This window comes from Actinomycetota bacterium, assembly GCA_040757835.1.
Lineage (GTDB): Bacteria > Actinomycetota > Geothermincolia > Geothermincolales > RBG-13-55-18 > SURF-21.
In genome coordinates this window covers 4,114-23,336 of record JBFLWJ010000031.1, presented here as the reverse complement: position 1 = coordinate 23,336, position 19,223 = coordinate 4,114, and the positions used below count along the sequence as shown (strand labels likewise).

Below are 19,223 nucleotides of genomic sequence, written 5' to 3'. Positions count from 1 at the left end.
CGTGGTGCTGTCCCTGCTCATCGGCCTGCTGGTGGCGGCCGTCCTCAACGCCCTGGCGCTCACGCCGCAAGAGGAGACGGCCGCGGTGCAGGCGGCCGGGGCGGAGCAATAGGTGGTGATGCAGATGAAAAGGATCAAGAGAGCTTCTATAGTCCTCATCGCCGTAGCCCTGGTCGTCTCGCTGACCATGGTCATCCCCGCCAGCGCACAAAGAGGAACGGAGGATACCGAGGTCCTCAGCTCCGAGTTCGTGCTGGCCACCATGGCCTCCAGCGGGCAGATCGAAGAGGTCCAGGTGTTCAACTGGCTCTCCCTCAACGGTGACGGCACCGTGACGGTGAGGGAGGAGGCGGCCTTCGACGACATCGGCGGCTACCAGGCCGTGAAGGGCTTCACCAAGCCCAGCGTGGAGGGCGACTATATCGTGTGGCCGGAGATCAGCGTGGACGGGCCGGCCAACGTCATCGCCACCACCAAGCTGGGAGAGTCGAACCTCGAGGAGGCAAGGTCGCGCATCCCCCTGGGCGTGCGCTTCAAGTACTGGTTCGACGGTGAGCCGGTGACCGACTTGGAGACCATCACCGGCAAGAGCGGCCGTTTCAAGATGGAGCTTACCCTCAGGAACGAGAGCAAGGAGATGACCGAGATCGAGTACAAGGACCCGGCCACCGGACAGATGGTCACCGAGGAGGTCGAGACCTACCTGCCCATGGTCATCCTCCCCTATGACTGGTACTTCGACAACTCCATCTTCTTCAACCTGGAGGCTGACCCCACCGGACTGGTGGTGTGGATGCCCGACTTCTACAACGTCGGCTGGTCCATCCCCCTCTTCCCGCCGGCGACCGAGGAGAGCCACACCATCTGGGTGGCGGCGGATGTCAAGGACTTCGCCATGCCGCCACTAACCCTGGCCGTGGCCTTCCACTTCCCGGAGACCAACCAGACTGACATCACAGCCACCCTGGCCCCGTACATGAAGGCTTTCTACGACGGCATGAAGCAGGTCAACGCGGGCATCGGTTCACCGACCACCGATCCCTCTCTGCTCTTCGGCATCACCGCCGTCAATGACGGCCTGGAAGAAATGGCTGCGCAGGTCCCAGCTATGCCGGAGGGACTGACAACGAAACTGATCCCCGGCCTAGAGCAAGTAGTGAACGGGTTTGGCTCCGAGACCACCGATGGCTCCCTTATCTACGGGGCAACTCAGGTAGAAGGAGGGCTTAATCTCATGAAGTCGGGTATAGGTTCCCCGACTTCCGCCGACACCATGCTCTACGGCATGGCAGCCATGGCACAAGGGCTGGCAGATATCCAGGGTGGGATCGGAGATTACGCGGCTCCGGCCCCGGATACGCTCCAGTACGCCATGGCCGCAATGCAGGGTGGGCTATCATCCATACAGCAAGGTATCGGTTCTGAGACATCCGCCAACACCCTGCTCTACGCCGTCGCGCAGGTGCAGGCGGGATTGGATGCGATGAAGGCCGGTATAGGCGGGGCAGCCATCCCCAACACCTTGCTCTACGCCGTCGCGCAGGTGCAGGCGGGGCTGAACTCCTTCCTGGCGGGATTGACACAGATGTATAACGGGCTGGGCACCACCTCGACCCCGAATACTGTCATATGGGGCCTGGATCAGATACAGCTCGGCCTGGCCGATCCCGGCAATCCCAGTAATGTGTACAACGCATTGATGGGCGCATATCAACAGTTCATGGATCCCGTCACCGCCGGCACGGTCCGAAACCTCGTAGATACGAGTGCCACTATGGCCCCCGCTGAAATCGCCGCTCTGGATACTCTGATGAATACCTGGGGCGCCAACATGAATGATGCCGCTACGGGCGTTCAGACCATGTACGACGCCCTGACGGCTCCCTTGCCCAACGGCATCATCCCCAACCTGCAGTCCATACGGACGGGCATAGGAAGCATGATGGCCGGTATAGGGGCAGCGGCAACGCCCGGTACCCTGCTCTACGCCATGGCCCAGATACAGGGGGGACTGCAGGCGAGCCTGGCGGGAATCGGGGACGCCACGACAGCCAATACGCTCCTTTGGGCCATGGCACAGATACAGGGGGGGTTGCATGGGATAAGCGCCGGCATCGGTCAATCGACGGTTCCCGACTCCCTGCTCTACGCCGTGGCAGCCGTCCAGGGAGGCCTGCTCAATATCGCGCTGGGGATAGGCTCGGCCACATCCGCCGATACCCTGCTCTATGCGGTAGATGCGGTAGAGGGAGGCCTCAACAACATGTTGGCAGGCATCGGAGATGCCGGCATCTCGGATACATTGCTTTGGGCCCTGGCCTCCATGAAGAACGGGATGTACCAGATGAAGGCTGGTTTATCGTCTGGGGACATGTCGGATCCCGGAATCTATGAAGGGCTTGTACAAATCACAGCCGGATTGGATAAGGTAGTAGCTGGCATCGGAAGCGCGGGGACTCCGGACACCCTGCTCTACGGCACTGACCAGATCACGACCGGGATGACCGACCTCAATGAAGGCACCGTGGCGCTGGAGGAGGGCCTCCTGGCCGTGCTGACCCAGTTCAGCATGACGGGCGCGGAGCTTGAGGCCATCGCGGAGCGCGGCGAGGAGTTCGACCACTTCCTGGGCCGCGCCGAGGACGCGGAGAACAACGTGCGCTTCGTCTACCAGAGCAAGCCAACCTACAACTACACCGAGGGTTCGAGCACCAGCTGGATCGTGGCCATCGTGCTCTCCGCGATCATAGCACTCGGGCTGGTGGCCGGCGGCATCCTGCTCGCGCGCAGGTCCTCCGCCTGAACGACGCGATAAGAAGACCGGGAAGGGCGCCCCCCGTGGCGCCCTTCCTTTATGGCCTGCCTAGCATTGTATAATGGGATCGAAGGCATAGGGGCTGAAGGGGAGGTCAAGATGAAGACGTCCACGATTAGGCCGTTTCTTGCGGCCGTCCTTATGGTGTTTATTACCACTGCCCTTCTGTCCGGCTGCGGTACGGGCGGTACGGCCTTCCTGGAGAATCCCCTGGAGTTCTTCAGGCGGGCCCAGGAAAACATGGGAACGGTCGATTCGTTCCGCATGGAGGGAAAGGCTAAGGCCGACTACAGCGACGTCAGCGATTCCGGATCCATGACCATGGAATACGAAATGGTCTACGAGCGCAAGGGCGACGGCGAGATGCTGGTCAAGATGGAAATGGGCGTCAATATGGGGCGGAGGAAGGTCGAAACCCTTGTCTACCTGTCTGGGGACAAGATGTATATAAAGACGCCTGAGGGGCAATGGGTTTTCATGGAGATGAGCGTGCTCTCCAGCATGGAGGACATAAGCCAGGGCATGGGCCCACAGAACATGATGGAAATGCTGGAGACAGCGGACAGCGCCGAGGTCCTGGAGGAGGATGGACGTTCCATCACCTACAGGCTGGTCATCGATTTCGAAAGGCTACTGCAGGGACAACAGGACCTGCTTGACGAGATGAAAGAGGATTTCGAAAGGGTTCCAGGCGAAATGAGCTTTGACGAGTACACCAGCATGATGGAAGTGGTCTACTCCAATATCGATTACATCGTCGCCTTTGACAAGGATAGTGGCTTGGCTACCGAATTCGAGTTCCATGTCGATCTGGACATGTCCCTCCTGGCAGATATGTTCCCCGATGATCCTCCGCCGCAAGGTGCAAGAATGGTCATGAACGGGGTTTTCGAGATCGGCGACTACGGTAAGGTGTTTGACCTGGAGCTGCCCGGGGAGGCCGAAGACGCCATACCCATTGAGGAGTTTGAGGAATCGATGCAGACATAGCGTTCCGGGAGCTTCTCAGTCCACGGCCTCGCCGACGGGCGTCGGCTCCAAGACCACTATCTCGGCGGCGGTGGCCTGCACGGGATAGGATTCCGCTACCGGCCCGGTGAAAACAGCCTCCACGTATTGCCCGACCTCGAGGTCGGAGAACTCAGCTTCGGTGCGATCGCCGCCGCTCGCGATGAAGATGCGCGTATCCTCCGTCACGGTCGCGCTGGCCCGGTCGAAGGAGGTGTCCTCCTCGAACTCGCCCTCGATGAGCACGGAGCCGAGCATGCCGGCGCCCTGTCCTCCTTCGAAAGCCGAGATGCTTGTGATGTAGCCACGGATGTCAACGCCTCCGTTCACCGGGTTCGGGGAACCACCGTTATTTCCACCAGAGCCAGAGCCGCAGCCGGAGCCAGCCGCAAGAGCTATAAACACCGCCGTTATCATCACGCCTGCTATCGCCGCTCTTCCGCGCATCTTCTTACCTCCCGCTCATGTGTCCACTGCCCCTGATTATAGATGGAACTTGCGGCGTTGCCGTTCCCATGACGGAGGTCGCGGATCATCCGCAGCCGATGGCTCGTGGCGGAGCCCAAGTGGTTGAGGTCGCCACGCCCGGCTCGCTGCGCGAACCGTGCTCGCGATGACATTCTCCCATGGCTTCCATTTTCGCTGCGCGGTCCGGGCTCGCGATGACACGTATCTTGGATCCCTGCCAGCATGACCCGCCGGGCTCGCGATGACTTCCAAGAATAGGGAAGGCCGAGCGCGGGGCCCGGCCTCCTATTCCTCTCTTCCGCTTGTCTCGTGGCTATGCTATTGATATGCCCATCAATGCGTTGAGCGCACGATACCGGCTTTACCTGCCGAGGTCCTCCAGCGCGATGTCCATCATGTAGCCGATGGAGTCGGTGGCCCAGATGCCTCCGGGACCGTACATGGCGCGCTCCACGACCACCCGCCCTTCCGTGGCCAGCACCAGGGTGGAGACGTTGTAGTCGGTAAGCCAGCCGTTGACCATGAAGGTGCTGCGCGAACCCGCGGGTATCGTTATGTCCTGCAGGTCAAGCGGGGCTACCTCTCCTCCGCCGGTCTGGAAGACGATGTCCACTATCGCATCGGTCGTGGGGTCGGGGTTCTGCACCAGGATGTAGGTCTGCATGCCGCCGCCGGTGCAGCCTTCCGGCAGGAAGAAGACGTTGCCCGGTGATGCCGTCCCGACGGAATCATGGGCCCAGGCGCCGCCGCCCCCGTACATGGCGCGCTCCGCCACCACCGCGCCGTCCAGGCACTGCACGTGGGTGGAGACGTTGTAGGTCGTGACCCAGCCGTTGACCATGAAGGTGCGTCGCGACCTGGCGGGGATGAGCACGTTCTGCAGGTCCAGGGGCGCTATGTCCCCCAAGTCGGTGTTGAAGGTGACGTTCACGTGCACGTCGTCGTCACCCGGGTTCTGCACCAGGACGTAGGTCTGCATGCCGCCGTCGGTGCAGCCTTCGGCCAGGTACCACTCGTCCGAGAGCACGCTGGTCCCTATGGAATCCGTGGCCCAGTTGTCCTCGCCGCCGTACATGGCGCGCTCGCACACCACCATGCCGTCCTGGGCCTCCACGTAGGTGGAGACGTTGAGCTCGTTCGGCACCCATTCGCCCACGAAGAAGGTGGCGCGCGACTCGGCCGGTATGGCCACCCCCTGCAGTTCCGCGGGTGCCACCTCGCCGGTGTCCGTCTGGAACGAGACGTTCACGTGCACGGTCGACTGGTAGGAGTTCTGCACCAGCAGCCAGGTCTCCATGCCCAGGTCCGTGGAGCCCTCCGCCAAGTACCATTCCTGTGCCGGTTCCGGGGAGGTCGCGCCGATGGAATCGTGGGCCCAGGCGCCGCCGTCACCGTACATGGCGCGCTCGCACACCACCATACCGTCGATGGGCTCGACCACGGTGGAGGCGTTATAGGAGCTTACCCAGTTGTTCGCCATGAAGGTGCTGCGAGAGCCCGCGGGTATGGTCACTCCCTGCAGGTCTGCCGGGGCCACCTCGCCGGTGTCCGTCTGGAAGAAGATGTTCACGTGCGCGTCGGTGATGGGGTCAGGGTTCTGAACCAGTACATAGGTCTCCATGCCGCCCAGGGTGGACCCTTCCGCCAGGTACCAATTGGTGTTCTCTATCCTCAGCTGGGGGTACTTGTAGTCGGGCACGATGTTGGGGAGGCCGTCGCCGTCCAGGTCGGGCATGCTCGCCACCATACCGGCCAGGGCCTGCCAGCACTTGACCTGGTTCGGTCCGGCATAGACGATGCAGGCGTCCACCGTGGTCGTCGCCCCGGTCTCGTCCCGCGGCGCCAGGCCGAACGCGCTCAGGAAGTACGCGTCGTACTGGCTGGTGGCCACCCGGTAGAGCGCGCCCGGATTGACGGGCTCCCATCCCCCCGCCATATCGTCCATCTCGAAGTCGATTATCTTGCCGCCCTCGGGACCGCCCGCGTTGTACGTATAGCGTGCCCCGGCCATTTGCAGGAAGTAGGTGTTGATGCCAAGGTCCAGTATGGCTTCCAGGGCCCCCTGCAGCTCCGCGCCGAAGAGGTAGAAGTTCACCAGGGGGTAGCCCAGGGGGACGGGCTGGGTGCCGGAGAGGTCCACGCCCAGGGGGAAGGAGCGGTAGAGGTCGTAGAAGTTGAACACCCCTGACGCCCCTTTGGGGATGCCGTTCCTGATCACGCCGTTGCCCTCGACGGCGATGCGCGTCGGCCTGGTGGGGTCGACGAGGGTCGAGGTCAGCAGGAAGGAATCGGTGATGAGGTCCCCCAGGTTGGTCTCCGCCCAGGGCGGCATATCGTTGAGGTTGAAACCCCCGTCATCAAAGAGGTCCGTCTCCGCGTAGGGGGCCATGATGTCGAAGCCCAGGAAACCGTTGAGCGCGGCCACGTAGTTGGCGATGGCGGCGTCGATGGCCGGGACGGTGGGGATGTTCTCGTCGATGGGGATGGCGGTGGCGTTGCGCACCGATACCTTGCCTCCCGCGTACTCCAGCTCGAGTTCGCCCAGGTAGCGGCCGTAGGAGCCCGCCTGCACGATGGTGGTGTCGCCCACCACGATGGGGGGGTAATTGAGGTCGTGGCTGTGGCCGCCCACGATGACGTCGATGCCGTTTACGAACTGGGCCAGCATCTCCTCCTCGGAGGTGCCGCAGTGGGTCAAGGCCACCACCACGTCGCAGCCGTCCGCGCGCAGGGTGTTGACCATGTTCTGGGCTACGTTGACGCGGTTGATGAATCCCACCGGATCGGTGGGGTGGCCGATGACGTTGCCGAAGGTCACCCCGGTCATCCCCGCGGCGGGGGCGTCCACCTCCGCCTCCACCCCCAGCAGGCCGAATATGCCCACCTTGAGGCCGTTGGAGAGGGTCTTCACCGTGTAGGGCTGAATGGCGAGTTCCGTACCCTGCTTGTCCACGGTCGAGTACAAAGCATGCAGGGCGGCGGCCTGCGGGTCGGTATCGTCGAAAGTCATGTTAGCGCAGAGTATGGGCAGGGTTATGCCGTCCGCCTTGGCCTGGCCGTACACCTGTGCCCGGTAGCCCGAGCCCATGTCGAACTCGTGGTTGCCGATGGCCACGGCATCGTATCCCATGGCCTGCAGCAGCGAGAGCTCCACATGGCCGCTGGGCTGGGACTCCAGCCAGCTGAAGAGGGTCCCCTGGGATATGTCCCCGGCCGAAAGGGTCAGCACGGGTTCGCTCGCGGCAGCCTTCTCGGCCTTGATGCGCCCTATCTCGTTGGCGATGCGGGAGAACCCTCCCGTGGTGGGGTCATCGGGGTAGTCGATAGACGGACCGTAGGGTATGACCTCACCGTGCTCGTCATTGGTGTGCAGGATGGTGAAGAGCTTGGCCTCCTGCGCCTCGGCCGTGCCGGCCGCGGGAATGGCCACCAACAGGCCGCACAGCAGGAACAGGCAGGCCAGCACCCCTATCGCCTTTTTCCAGTAGATACTCGGCAAACGTATCACCTCCCGGATCTCGCAGACCGAATACTCTCGATATGCATATATTCCTGCCCTTTTCCCGGGTCGTTATCTTCGGGTTGATCTCCCAGAGGCGCGGGACCTTGCAGCCATGCGTTTATCTCTCCTCCCGTGGAACGGTTCTGGCCGTGGGGCTTTCCCGCTCTATATATACCCTTTTACAGGGGGGCGGTAACGCCTTATCCCTCCGCGTAGGGAAATTTTCTCCTTTCCATCCATCTCCAGGGGACCGGTCAGACACTTCCAGGCCATCATGTCTGTTCCGGGGTGGTTCGCGTCCCGCCGCCGCGTCAGAACCAGTCCTGTTTGCGGGAGATGACGAACATCACCAGGGTGACCACGGCGACGGCCATCCAGAAGTACAGGTAGCCGTACTGCCAGTTGTATTCGGGCTGGTGCACGAAGTTCATGCCGTACACGCCCGCCAGGAAGGTGGCGGGCATGAAGAAGGTGGCCACGGCGGTGAGCCTCTTCATGGTCACGTTGAGGCGGTTGCTCACCACGCTGAGGTGGATGTCCAGGGAGCTGGAGATGAGGTCGCTGTTGTTGTCCACCTCCAGGTAGAGGCGGGTGAGGCGGTCGTAGACGTCCATGAGGTACACGCTCAGCTCGTCGGGTATGACGGGCAGGTCGCGCCGCGCCAGGCGCATGGCCGTATCGCGCAGGGCGGACAGGGTGCGCCGCGCCGCCATGTTCTTGTGCTTGAGCGCCATCAGGGCGCTCACGTCGCCGCTCTTCGCGTCGGTCAGCATCTCGTCCATGTAGGTGTCGATGTCGTCCTTGAGGGTCTCTATCATGGGGAACCATTCCTCAGCCGAGACGTTCATGATGGCATAGAGGAAGAAGGCCGGGTGGTCGCGCCGCGGTGCACCCTCCTCGCGCATCCTCTTGAACATGGTGTCGATCTCGCGGATGTCCTCGACGTGGGCGGTGATGAGGAAGTTGTCGCCCAGGATGAGGTAGACGCTGGTCACCTCCACGTTCTCCGTCTCTCGCACATCGCGCTGCACGTTCCAGATGACCATGACGTGGCCGCTGAACTCCACCACACGGGGCACGGTCTCCGCCTCTAGGTCTTTCTCCGCCGCCAGGGGATGGAGGTCGAAGAAGTCCCGAAGGTACCTCCTCTCCTCGAGGGAGGGGTCCGTCACGTCCACCCAGACGAGCCTGCAGTCGGACAGGACGACACCGTCCAGGCCGTCCGCCTGGCGCGACTCGCCCCCGCTGTCGACGATATAGGCCTGCATGATATGCGTTCAGCCCCTTCCATACCGTTAGAGCACGGGGTTTCTCTTGATTTATTCTGCAGGGACCCGCCATCACCTTTGGTCTGACGGCTGCGCAGAAGGGCGAATACCTATCCTCGTGGATGGATCTGCCGTTGATGGGACGGAGGGTAACCTCCCTCATACGCTCAGCGCTGTGGTCTGGTCTATACTCGGGTTGACCGGGACCTGTGGTCCCCCGGGAGGACAGATGAGAATAGGGTATGCGTGCATCAATCTCTCCCTCGACTGCCGCAGCTCGAGGACCTTCCGGCTGAAATCATACTCAGCGGAGAACATGGAGCGGACGGTGGGGGGAAACCTCTCCTGCCTTAGGGAGCAGCTCGCCTACAACCTCGAGCACGGCATCGCGTACTTCCGCATCTCGTCGGACCTGGTGCCCTTCGCCTCCCACCCGGTATGCGATTTCCCCTGGCAGCGCGCCTTCAGGCGGCAGTTCGGGGAGATCGGGGCCTACGTGGTGGAACACGGCATGCGCGTCACCATGCACCCCGACCAGTTCATCCTCATCAACTCCCCGGACACTGGGATACACGAGAGGAGCGTGGCGGAGCTGGTCTACCACGCCAGGGTGCTGGACCTCATGGGCCTGGACGGCACGCACAAGGTGCAGGTCCACGTGGGCGGGGTCTACGGGGACAAGGAGGCGGGCATCGCCAGGTTCGCCGACCGCTACCGCGGGCTGCCGGCCGCAGTGAGGCGGCGCCTGGTGGTGGAGAACGACGAGCGGTCATACGGCCTCGCCGACTGCCTGGAGGTCAGCGCCCTGACCGGCGTCCCTGTGGTCTTCGACACCCTGCACCACGCCGCCAACAACCGCGGGGAGAAGCTGCGGCCGGCCCTCGTCGCGGCGGGCTCTACCTGGAGGCAGGAGGACGGCGTGCCCATGGTGGACTACAGCAGCCAGAAGAAGGGCGCCAGGACCGGGGCCCACGCCTACGCCTTGGACGCGGACGACTTCCACCGCTTCCTGCGCGCCGCGCGCGGCCTCGACCGCGACGTCATGCTCGAGGTGAAGAACAAGGAGCGCAGCGCCCTGGAAGCCCTCTCCATCCTCAACGTAACGGATGGGGTCAGCCCCTGACATGTGACATGCTAGGTATGCTCGATGAGCTGACGGGGGTCAGCCCCTGACATGTGACATGCTGAGGAGGCTCGAAGCTCTGGTTGCTGCTACGCAACTCAATATCACATGTCAGGGGCTGACCCCATCCGTTACTTAATGTCACATGTCAGGGGCTGACCCTGTATTGGAACTAATGCTCTTCCTCTTCGCCTTCCTCGTGGCCGGTTACGTTTACCTTGATGGTCACCGTCTCCTCGGGTTCCTCGTCGGTCTCCCAGGGGCGCACGTATTCGAGCACGATCTCCGTCTCTCCCTCGGCCACGGCCGTGAAGGTCCACAGTTCCTCGCCGGGAGCGCCGACCATCTCGCCTTCTTCGCCCTCCCCTTCGCCCTCGCTCTCCACGCTCTTCTTCTCGAACTCGCTGCTCACCAGCTCGACCACGTCCTCATCCAGGGGCTCGGCGAGCCGCCACGAGTAACCGGTGGAAGGGTTGGACACCAGGGCGATAGCGAAATCGAGCCCCGCCTCCACCTCTATCTCTTCCGTATCTTCGGCCTTGTAGACCTTGGGCTCCGAGTCCATGCTGCCGGCCTTCTTTACCCTGACACTGTAGGTAACGGTGGTGGGTCCTTCCTGCTCGGCCGTTTCCTCCTCGCCGGCCGCCGCCTCTTCACCCCCGGCCGTTTCTCCCTCCGTGCCCGTCTCGCCCTCTTGCTCCTCGCCCGCGGTCTCTTCCGCTCCTTCTTCCTCCCAAGGCCTTACGTAGGCCAGGGTGATGGTGGTATCGCCGACGTTTTCCGCCTTGAAGGTCCATTTCTCCTCACCAGCCGCTCCCAGGAGCTCGGTGTCGGGCGCTTCGTATTCGGTCTTCACCAGGACGACTATCTCCGTATCCAGTTCCTCCGCCAGCTTCCATTGGTACCCGGTGGTGGGGTTGGACTCGAGCACGATGGCGAACTCCTCCCCCTTCTCGACCTCGATGAGTTGCGCGGGGTCCCGGTGCTCCTTGACCTCGCCGTCCAGTTCACAGCCGCCAACAGCGAGGGTCAGGGTCGCGAGGACGAAAGCGATCACTATTACTACCAGCCTGGAGTGCTTCATCTTCTAAATCCTCCTCGTTTTTCAGACCAGATCCCGATGCGGAGCGAGCTCCGGGCGCGGTACCCCGCTCCAAGCTCCGATTAATTATAACTTAACCACCGGTCGCGGGCTAAGCCCCGCCAGGAACCGGATGCGGCAGCAGGGCGGATACGGTTTGAGCATAAAAAGTCACCGGCATGATTCGAACAAAGGCCGCGGGGGAAAATAATAGCTACGCATTGCGCGAAGGTCGCCGGGTTGAACCGAGGAGGGTGGGCATGCTGGAAATGAATACGGAGGCTGTACTGGACCTGACATGGAGGGAATACGAGGGCAATCCCCTGATCCAACCGCCATTTCCTTCCCCCATCCTGGCCGACCCGACCTTCCTGCCGCCCGCCGCTACCCATGAGGGCCTCTGGCACCTCTTCGCCCACTCCATCCTGGGCATCCACCATTTCACCTCCCGGGACGGGCTGGCCTGGGAACGACTCAAGGGGGTGGTGAGCCGCAACAGCCTGAGGGCGTTCCTCTTCGTCACGGACTCCACCTACTACCTTTTCTATGAGAGGTTCATCAGGCTCTTCCCCTTCCCCTACAGCTCCCACATCGAGGCCAGGACCTCCCACGACCTCCGCGCGTGGAGCGAACCCTCCATTATCCTGGAGCCTTCCCTGGCGTGGCACCGGGAGGGCTGCGGGGGGGCGGTGAGCAATCCCTGCGTCATCGCCGATGAGCAGGGTTTCCGCCTTTACTACAGCGCCGGGCTGGTCTACCTGCGGGACTGCCGTTTCTCGGAGCCCAAGTATATCGGGGTGGCCCGCTGCGGAGACCTGCTCGGGGAATACCGGGCGGAGGCGCAGCCTGCCCTGCAGCCCCACGCCCTCGACACCTACGCCAACATGGGCGCGGGGGCCATGAAGGTAGTCGCGACCGGGGACGGCTACGTGGGATTCCAGAACGGCATCTACTGGGACCCCGCCGCCTCCCATACCCGCTCGGCCATCCGCCTGGCCACCTCGCGCGACGGCCTGGAGTGGAACGTGCCGGAGCGCATGCCTATCCTCGGGCCCGAGCCGGGCTGGAAGAAGGGGTTCGTGTACGCGCTTGATGTGAGGGAGTTCGAGGACCGCCTTTATCTTTACTTCAATGCCCGCGACGGCTGGCTGCTGGGACGGGAGAGGTTAGGGCTGGCCACAGCAGCCATGACATAGGATAGACCCCGAGGAGGGCGGAGCGAAGGCTCCGTAGCGGGCTTGCATATGGAAAAGACCCTGCAGCCGGCGCACGGGAGGATGATATGACAGCCGGGGAAGACCACGCGTCCGATTACGACGATTTCGCCTGGTTCTACAACCACTACTGGGGCACCATCACCGCGAACCCCCCCATGTCGGACGCCCTGGACCGCTTGCTGTTCTCGCACCTGCCGAGCGGCGCCAGGATACTCGATATATGCTGCGGCACCGGCCAGCTGGCCGCGATGCTGGCGGAAAGAGGTTTCGCGGTCACCGGCATCGACGGCTCGGCGCGCCAGCTCGCATACGCGCGGCGCAACGCGCCGGGTTGTGAGTTCATCCATGCCGATGCGCGTGACTTCGAGTTGCCGCGGGAATACGACGCTGCCATCTCCGTTTACGACAGTCTGAACCATATCATGACCCTCGAGGGCTTGTGGCGGTGCTTCCGCAGCACTTGCAATGCCTGCAAGCCTGGCAGTCAGTTCCTATTCGACCTGAACATGGAGGAGGGGCTGCTGAAGCGGTGGAAGGGCTCCAACGCCCAGGTGGGAGAGGACAACGCCTTTATCATGAGGTTTTCCTACGACAGAGCGAGCAAGATCGCGCGGGCGGAGACGACCCTGTTCCAGCGCGAGGAGGGTACCTGGCGCCGCAGCGATCTCTCCCTGCTGCAGACCGCTTACTCAGAGGAGGAAGTGACGCGGGCATTGTTGGAAGGCGGGTTCGCCGACGTCTCTGTCCATGCGGGCTTGAAGGAACTGGGCCCGCCCATGGGCGAGGGAAGGTCCTTCTTCCTGGCCCGCAAGTAGGCAGGAACATACCGCGTGGAACAGCGTCGCCGAAGAGGCGACAGAACTGCGAGGAGGTCACGATGGCCAAGATCGCCATGATGGGGGCGGGTAGCCTGCAGTTCGCCCGCCGCCTGACCCAGGATATCGTCAACCACCCCTCCCTTGCCGCTGCGCATATCGCGCTCATGGACGTGGACGCCGAGCGCCTGGCCCTGGTCAAGCAGGTGATGGACAATATGAAGGAGCAGAACGGCCTGGGCTGCACCTTCTCGGCCACCACCTCGCGGCGTGAGGCCCTCACCGGGGCCGATTTCGTGGTGTGCACCATCATGGTCGGCGGACTGGACGCTTACCGGGCGGACGTGGAGATACCCCTCAAGTACGGGGTGGACGTATGCGTGGGGGACACCCTCAACCCCGGCGGGGTCTTCCGGGGCCTGCGCCACGTGCCCGTGCTGCTGGAGATAGCCCGGGACATGGAGGAGCTGTGCCCGGATGCCCTCCTGCTCAACCACGCCAACCCCATGGCCATCTGCACCTGGGCGCTGCAGAAGGCCTTCCCCAGCCTGCGCTCCGTGGGGCTCTGTCACGGCACCCAACACACTGCTGACCTGCTGTGCAAATGGCTGCGCGTGCCGGAAGAGGAATGCGAGCTGAAATGGGCCGGCATCAACCACATGGCCTGGCTGCTGCGCTTCGAGCGCTCGGGAGAGGACCTCTACCCGCGCATGTGGGAGAAGCTGGATAAGGAGGGCCCCATCATGCACGAGCGCTACCGTTTCGAGATGATGAAGGCCACGGGTTATTTCTGCACCGAGCTGCCGGGGCACACCTCCGAGTACGTCCCTTACTTCCGCCACCGCGAGGACCTCAAGCGCCTCTTCGGCGGACCCTGGCTCATGGGAGAGACGGCCGGCGACCTCAAAGCCCAGGTAGGCATGCAGGAGTTCTACCAGGAGGAGATGGCCGGCATGGCCCGGGGTGAGGTCACCGTGCCCTTCCTGGCGGGAGAGAGGTCGGAGGAGTTCACCGCGGGGATCATGGACGCCAGCCTCACCGGGGTCCCCTTCCGTTTCGCCGGCAACGTGCTCAACCGGGGGCTCATCGCCAACCTGCCGGAAGGCTGCTGCGTGGAGGTGCCCGTGACCGTTGACGGCGGAGGCTTCTACCCCATCGCGGTGGGGGACCTCCCCGCGGTGTGTGCCGCCCTCTGCCGCTCCAACGTCTCGGTACAGGAGCTGGCGGTTGAGGCCGCGATCAACGGGGACTACGAGGCGGCCTACCACGCCTGCCTCATGGACCCGCTCACCGCCGCGGTGCTGGCCCCCCACGAGATCCGCAACCTGGTGGGCGAGATGTTCGCGGCGCAGATGCAGTGGCTGCCGCAGTTCCGGGGGAAGGCGAACGAGGCACCCGGGCACAGCGTCGACCGCCTGGAGACGGGAGTCACCGAGGTGAGGTCGGGGGAGGACGTCTACCCGCGCACCCGCATGTTCGGCGGCGAATAGCGGCCATCGCGGCCAGCTCAGTTGGGCAGGCGGCGCCCGGGGCGGGGGATCTGGCCGCAGCGCAGGGTGATGATCATATACTCCCAGTGTGTCTCACCCGCCAGCTCCAGCCGCTCCCCTCCCACCTCGACCCAGCCTTCATAGTCGGAGAGGAAGCGGTAGTAGGCGGGGCCGGCGAGGGTCTTGCCGATCATGCTGACGATCCGGGGGGGCAGCTTCTCGGCCAGGGTGTTGACCATCTCAAGTTCCTTGATGATCTTGAAGTGGAACTCCCCCGCCACGTCGCGCTCGCTGAACTCCAAGTCGACCCGGCTCGGGTAGACCTGGAACCCGGCGCTGTCCGGCACGTAATCGCCCACCTGGAACTCGGCTTGCGACGACTCCAGGACGATGCGGTCGTCCAGAGCCAGGAAGACGATGGGTATGTGCACGTCCCCGCACCAGCGTGCGGTCACCACGTCGGCGAAGATCATGGTCAGGCGGTCGGTGGTGAGGCGCCCCCATACCCAGTGCGACAGGTAGCGTGGGATGATGCCGTTCCCCCAGTTGTGGTCGTGGTACCCGAGTCCCGTGACCTGGTGCTCGACCCCGTCGACGCTGAGGGTGCCGCTTACCCGCGCCCGGGGTTGCGCCACCACCCACCCGAACACCTGTTGCTTCTCCGGCATGCCGAACATGATCTCGCCGCTGCCGCGCGTCCACCCAGGGAGAAGGTTCTCGAAGACGAGGTCGCAGGCGAGGCCTGAGTGGGAGAACTTCACGCGGTACTCCGGATCATAGCCCTGGATGATGTTGTCGCCTATGGCCACGTCGCATGTCTCCTGCGAGGCCCTCCACATGGAGAGCGGGAAGGGGATGATGTTGTTGAAGTCCCGGCCGTCAGGCGTATAGACGTTGAAGAGCATGGTGCATTCCCTGGCGAATATGTTCGTGAGGTTGGGATACTGCAACTCGAGCACGCAGCGGTGTCCGTCGTCGAACTGGGCGTCGAAATACCACCACTCCCAGTAGAAGCGGCCTTCGTAGGGGTGCGCGGCGTCGTCCTCCGGTGCGAGGCCGCGGTTGAGCTCGTCCACCGGCCTGCTGCCGAACATCCCCACCGGTATTATCTGATAGGTAAGGCCGCGTTTGCCCAGTCTCCTCGCCGCCGCCGCGACCGCTAGGTTCTCCAGGGCCAGCCACTTCCATCTGCGTGAGCCCATCTCGCCCTCCCTCGACATCTGGGCCTGCTCTACTCCGTCCATTGATATATGCCCAAAACGCCCGCCCTGAAACCCGCCGTGACCCGGCCAAAACGCCACTGCCCCACTGGTGGCGAGGTCCGTTCGGCCCATACGCGCCTCTGGTCGGTCTGGAAATCCACACGCAGGAACCCGCTCAGGTTCAGGAGAGAGGGCGGGAGACCGAAGATATAGAACGTGGACTTGTGGCCGCCCGCACGGAAGAAAAGCGGGCGGCGCGAGGAACGTATGTGGACGGAAAGGATAGCGTGATGGAATCCGCGTTCGACTCGCTGGCCCATGCTTCCGCGACCCTGCTCGGGCTGGTGCTGGTGGCCCTGGTCTTCTCCTACCGCAGCGCCCTAAGCCGCCTGGAGAACATCGGCGAGTTCCGCCACTTCGCCAAGTGGGTCTTCGCGGCTGGTTTCACCTGTTTCCTCTACTACGGCTGCTGCCTGCTGGTGGGCTTCCGCCTCAGCGACGACGAGACCTCGCGTACCGCTCTCATCATCATCACGGCCTTCACCACCCTGGCCCTGCTGATCTTTCATACTCTGGAGATAAAATGGCTGCTGGAGATGGCGCGGGAGGACTGGGGTGACCTCAAGGTCGTCTTCATCATGAACCTGCTGCTGTCGCTGGTGGCCTTCCTGGTCTTCGCGGGACTGGCCTGGACGGCGCTGGCCAGCTCGTCACTGGGCCGGATGGAACAACTCACCTTCGAGGCCTTCACCTACGCCCTATATGTGACCTCGCTGCGGGCGGTGGTCATGGTGGGCTCCGCTTTCTGGTCCCTCATGGTGCTCTCGCAGCCGCCGGACAGGGCCGGGTCGGACGAGGAGGCCGCGTGACGCCTAGGCGGGCATGACCGTCGCCAGCCAGTCGAACAAGCGCTGGTCGTAGAGGCTGCGCGCCTTGGGCTCGCAGTGCCAGTTGGCTCCCTCCTCGCGCGTGAAGCGCACGATGGTCTTGGGGCAGGTGAGGGCGTCGTACACCTCTTGGGGCTGCCCCGGCCAGAACTGCTCGTCATCGGGATCGGCGATGAACATGGGGCACTCTATCTGTCCGATGACATCCCGCGCCTGGAACTGGCGGGACATGGTGATCCACTCGTAGAAGCTCTCCGTGCCGTAAGGCTTCATGCGCCACTGCACCATCTGACGCGTGGCGGGTTCCATGTACTTGAGACCTTCGGTCATCATGGCGTCGAATTCCTCTTTGCGGCCGTCGTCCACCATTTGCAGCATCTCGGGGGGATACCTGCCCGCGACAGCCGTGGAGACGTCCATCACCCCCGGGTCGGCGATGCCGGCGGCGATGCGGTGCTCGAAGGCCAGGGCGCGCAGGACCCAGTACCCGCCCTGGCTGATGCCGGAGAGGGCGATGCGCGTGGGGTCTACGTCGGGGCGGGCCGCCAGGAAGTCCACCACCGGGGTGATGACTTTCTCCCAGTCGAACCGGAAGGGGACGTCGTGCAGCCACAGCATGGCGTTCTGGCCGGGGCCGTCGAAGATGAGGGCGGCATACCCCCTCTCCAGCGCGGCCGCCACCCCCGATGACCACATGGCAACGGTGGGGCCGTCGCTGCCGTTGTTGAAGATGACGGTGGCGAAGGGGCCGCCGGAGCTGTCGGGCTTGAAGAGATAGCCGGGCATGGGGGTGTTCTCGTAAGGTATCTCCACCTTTTCGGCGGGAGGCGCGAGGCGGGCGCAGAACTCGTCGAAACAGGCTATGTGCTTCTGCCAGGTGGGCACGCGCCGGGAGGGGTCCTCAGTGCCATCGATGGCGGAGAGCGAGACCCCGTAGTAGCCGGCAGCGCGCAGCCATGCCTGGCGGGCGCTCACGTCGTTGCCGGCGGCGGCGCAAGCGCGGGCCATGGCCTCCAGGCGCGCCGCGGTGGCGCACCATAGAGAGAACCAGCCCTCGAAATCGCCGTCCTCTATGCGCTCGACGGTCGAGAGCACCTCCCCCGCGTCGGCACTGCCGTAGAAGCAGCTTCCCAGGACGATCTGGACCTCGAAGTCCATCTGCTCGTGCTGCATGAAGAACTGCCTGGGTTTTTTGTCTTCCGCCATGATCGCCTCCTCGCAAGGGTTGAATGGTCTCTACTTGTTGTCGGTCGTGAGTGCAGGCCGCTTGACCGGGGAAAGGGGACTCTTAAAGCGCGGAGTAATGGGTGCAGGCGATTAAATACGGACGAGGGAAGTTCTGTCACGGGCTGGGGTTGACCCCAGGTGTGACAGGCGGTGTTCTGTCACGTGGCGGGGTTGACCCCAAGCGGAGAGAGGCCCCGGGTCGTCCCGGGGCCTCCATCGTTTCTCCTACAATACGGGCATCGGGTATGCCCGCTCCGGACCCGTGACCTTATGGCGTGAAGCCCACCGAGTCGTGGCCCCAGATCCAGTCTCCGCTGTACATGGCCCGCTCGCAGATGACTGGGCCACCCGTTGCATCCACCTTGGTCGAGACGTCGTAGGTGGTTATGTAGGCGTGGAGGGGGAAGGTGCGGCGGGAGTTCTTGGGGATGGTCTGGTTCTGCAGCTCTGCCGGCTTCTTCTCCCCCTGGTCGGTCATGAGGGTGAGGTCCACGGTGACCGGGTCGGGGTTGGGGTTCTGCACCAGGATGTAGGTCTGCATGCCCCCGGCGGTGGAACCCTCGGCCAGGTACCAGGTGGAGGCGGGCATGGTCACCCCGATGGAGTCATGTCCCCAGCTCCAGTCGCCGCTGTACATGGCCCGCTCGCAGATGACGTCCCCGCCCGTCGAGGTGACCATGGTCGAGACGTCGTAGGTGGTTATGTAGGCGTGGAGGGGGAAGGTGCGGCGGGAGTTCTTGGGGATGGTCTGGTTCTGCAGCTCTGCCGGCTTCTTCTCCCCCTGGTCGGTCATGAGGGTGAGGTCCACGGTGACCGGGTCGGGGTTGGGGTTCTGCACCAGGATGTAGGTCTGCATGCCCCCGGCGGTGGAACCCTCGGCCAGGTACCAGGTGGAGGCGGGCATGGTCACCCCGATGGAGTCATGTCCCCAGCTCCAGTCGCCGCTGTACATGGCCCGCTCGCAGATGACGTCCCCGCCCGTCGAGGTGACCATGGTCGAGACGTCGTAGGTGGTTATGTAGGCGTGGAGGGGGAAGGTGCGGCGGGAGTTCTTGGGGATGGTCTGGTTCTGCAGCTCTGCCGGCTTCTTCTCCCCCTGGTCGGTCATGAGGGTGAGGTC

The 19,223-nt window shown here is 63.5% G+C and carries 14 protein-coding genes; 7 read left to right on the top strand and 7 right to left on the bottom strand.

All coding sequences use genetic code 11. The features are described 5' to 3' along the window. The first annotated feature begins 124 nt into the window (after positions 1–124). A complete protein-coding gene (locus AB1384_15565) occupies positions 125–2,803 on the top strand; it encodes a hypothetical protein (protein MEW6555686.1) in 2,679 nt (892 codons plus the stop codon). Between the two features lie 51 nt (positions 2,804–2,854). Continuing rightward, positions 2,855–3,805, top strand: a complete 951-nt coding sequence (locus AB1384_15560; protein MEW6555685.1) for a DUF6612 family protein — start codon at positions 2,855–2,857, stop codon at positions 3,803–3,805. Between the two features lie 15 nt (positions 3,806–3,820). On the opposite strand, the gene AB1384_15555 is transcribed toward AB1384_15560, so the two are convergent. From AB1384_15555 to corA, 3 genes are all read right to left on the bottom strand, one after another. Next, the gene (locus tag AB1384_15555; GenBank protein ID MEW6555684.1) at positions 3,821–4,153 is read right to left on the bottom strand and encodes a DUF3221 domain-containing protein; all 333 of its coding nucleotides are present in this window, start codon (positions 4,151–4,153) and stop codon (positions 3,821–3,823) included. Between the two features lie 499 nt (positions 4,154–4,652). After that, a complete protein-coding gene (locus AB1384_15550) occupies positions 4,653–7,790 on the bottom strand; it encodes a 5'-nucleotidase C-terminal domain-containing protein (protein ID MEW6555683.1) in 3,138 nt (1,045 codons plus the stop codon). 314 nt (positions 7,791–8,104) lie between these two features. Beyond that, positions 8,105–9,061, bottom strand: coding sequence for a magnesium/cobalt transporter CorA (corA, locus tag AB1384_15545; protein ID MEW6555682.1), 957 nt, complete (start codon positions 9,059–9,061; stop codon positions 8,105–8,107). A 229-nt stretch (positions 9,062–9,290) separates the two neighbouring features. On the opposite strand from corA, the gene uvsE reads away from it, so the two are divergent. Continuing rightward, entirely contained in the window at positions 9,291–10,184 is an 894-nt protein-coding gene (gene uvsE / locus AB1384_15540; protein MEW6555681.1) for a UV DNA damage repair endonuclease UvsE, read from the top strand. Positions 10,185–10,356: 172 nt separating this feature from the next. Here the strand turns inward: uvsE and AB1384_15535 are convergent, their stop codons facing one another. Next, positions 10,357–11,268, bottom strand: coding sequence for a protease inhibitor I42 family protein (locus tag AB1384_15535; GenBank protein ID MEW6555680.1), 912 nt, complete (start codon positions 11,266–11,268; stop codon positions 10,357–10,359). Between the two features lie 257 nt (positions 11,269–11,525). Here AB1384_15535 and AB1384_15530 point away from each other — a divergent pair, with 257 nt between their 5' ends. The 3 genes from AB1384_15530 to melA all read left to right on the top strand — a co-directional run bounded on the left by AB1384_15530 (position 11,526) and on the right by melA (position 14,787). After that, positions 11,526–12,461, top strand: coding sequence for a glycosyl hydrolase family 43 (locus tag AB1384_15530; protein ID MEW6555679.1), 936 nt, complete (start codon positions 11,526–11,528; stop codon positions 12,459–12,461). Between the two features lie 86 nt (positions 12,462–12,547). Next, positions 12,548–13,297 carry a class I SAM-dependent methyltransferase gene (locus tag AB1384_15525; protein MEW6555678.1) on the top strand — a complete coding sequence of 250 codons (750 nt, stop codon included), beginning with the start codon at positions 12,548–12,550 and terminating at the stop codon, positions 13,295–13,297. A gap of 62 nt (positions 13,298–13,359) precedes the next feature. Beyond that, positions 13,360–14,787, top strand: coding sequence for an alpha-galactosidase (melA, locus tag AB1384_15520; GenBank protein MEW6555677.1), 1,428 nt, complete (start codon positions 13,360–13,362; stop codon positions 14,785–14,787). A gap of 17 nt (positions 14,788–14,804) precedes the next feature. On the opposite strand, the gene AB1384_15515 is transcribed toward melA, so the two are convergent. Next, the gene (locus AB1384_15515; GenBank protein MEW6555676.1) at positions 14,805–15,989 is read right to left on the bottom strand and encodes a lipocalin-like domain-containing protein; all 1,185 of its coding nucleotides are present in this window, start codon (positions 15,987–15,989) and stop codon (positions 14,805–14,807) included. 290 nt (positions 15,990–16,279) lie between these two features. Here AB1384_15515 and AB1384_15510 point away from each other — a divergent pair, with 290 nt between their 5' ends. Continuing rightward, the gene (locus tag AB1384_15510) at positions 16,280–16,858 is read left to right on the top strand and encodes a hypothetical protein (GenBank protein ID MEW6555675.1); all 579 of its coding nucleotides are present in this window, start codon (positions 16,280–16,282) and stop codon (positions 16,856–16,858) included. 3 nt (positions 16,859–16,861) lie between these two features. Here the strand turns inward: AB1384_15510 and AB1384_15505 are convergent, their stop codons facing one another. Continuing rightward, the gene (locus AB1384_15505; protein ID MEW6555674.1) at positions 16,862–18,082 is read right to left on the bottom strand and encodes a prolyl oligopeptidase family serine peptidase; all 1,221 of its coding nucleotides are present in this window, start codon (positions 18,080–18,082) and stop codon (positions 16,862–16,864) included. A gap of 289 nt (positions 18,083–18,371) precedes the next feature. Continuing rightward, a partial coding sequence (locus AB1384_15500) for a DUF5719 family protein (GenBank protein MEW6555673.1) occupies positions 18,372–19,223 on the bottom strand: 852 nt, incomplete at its 5' end.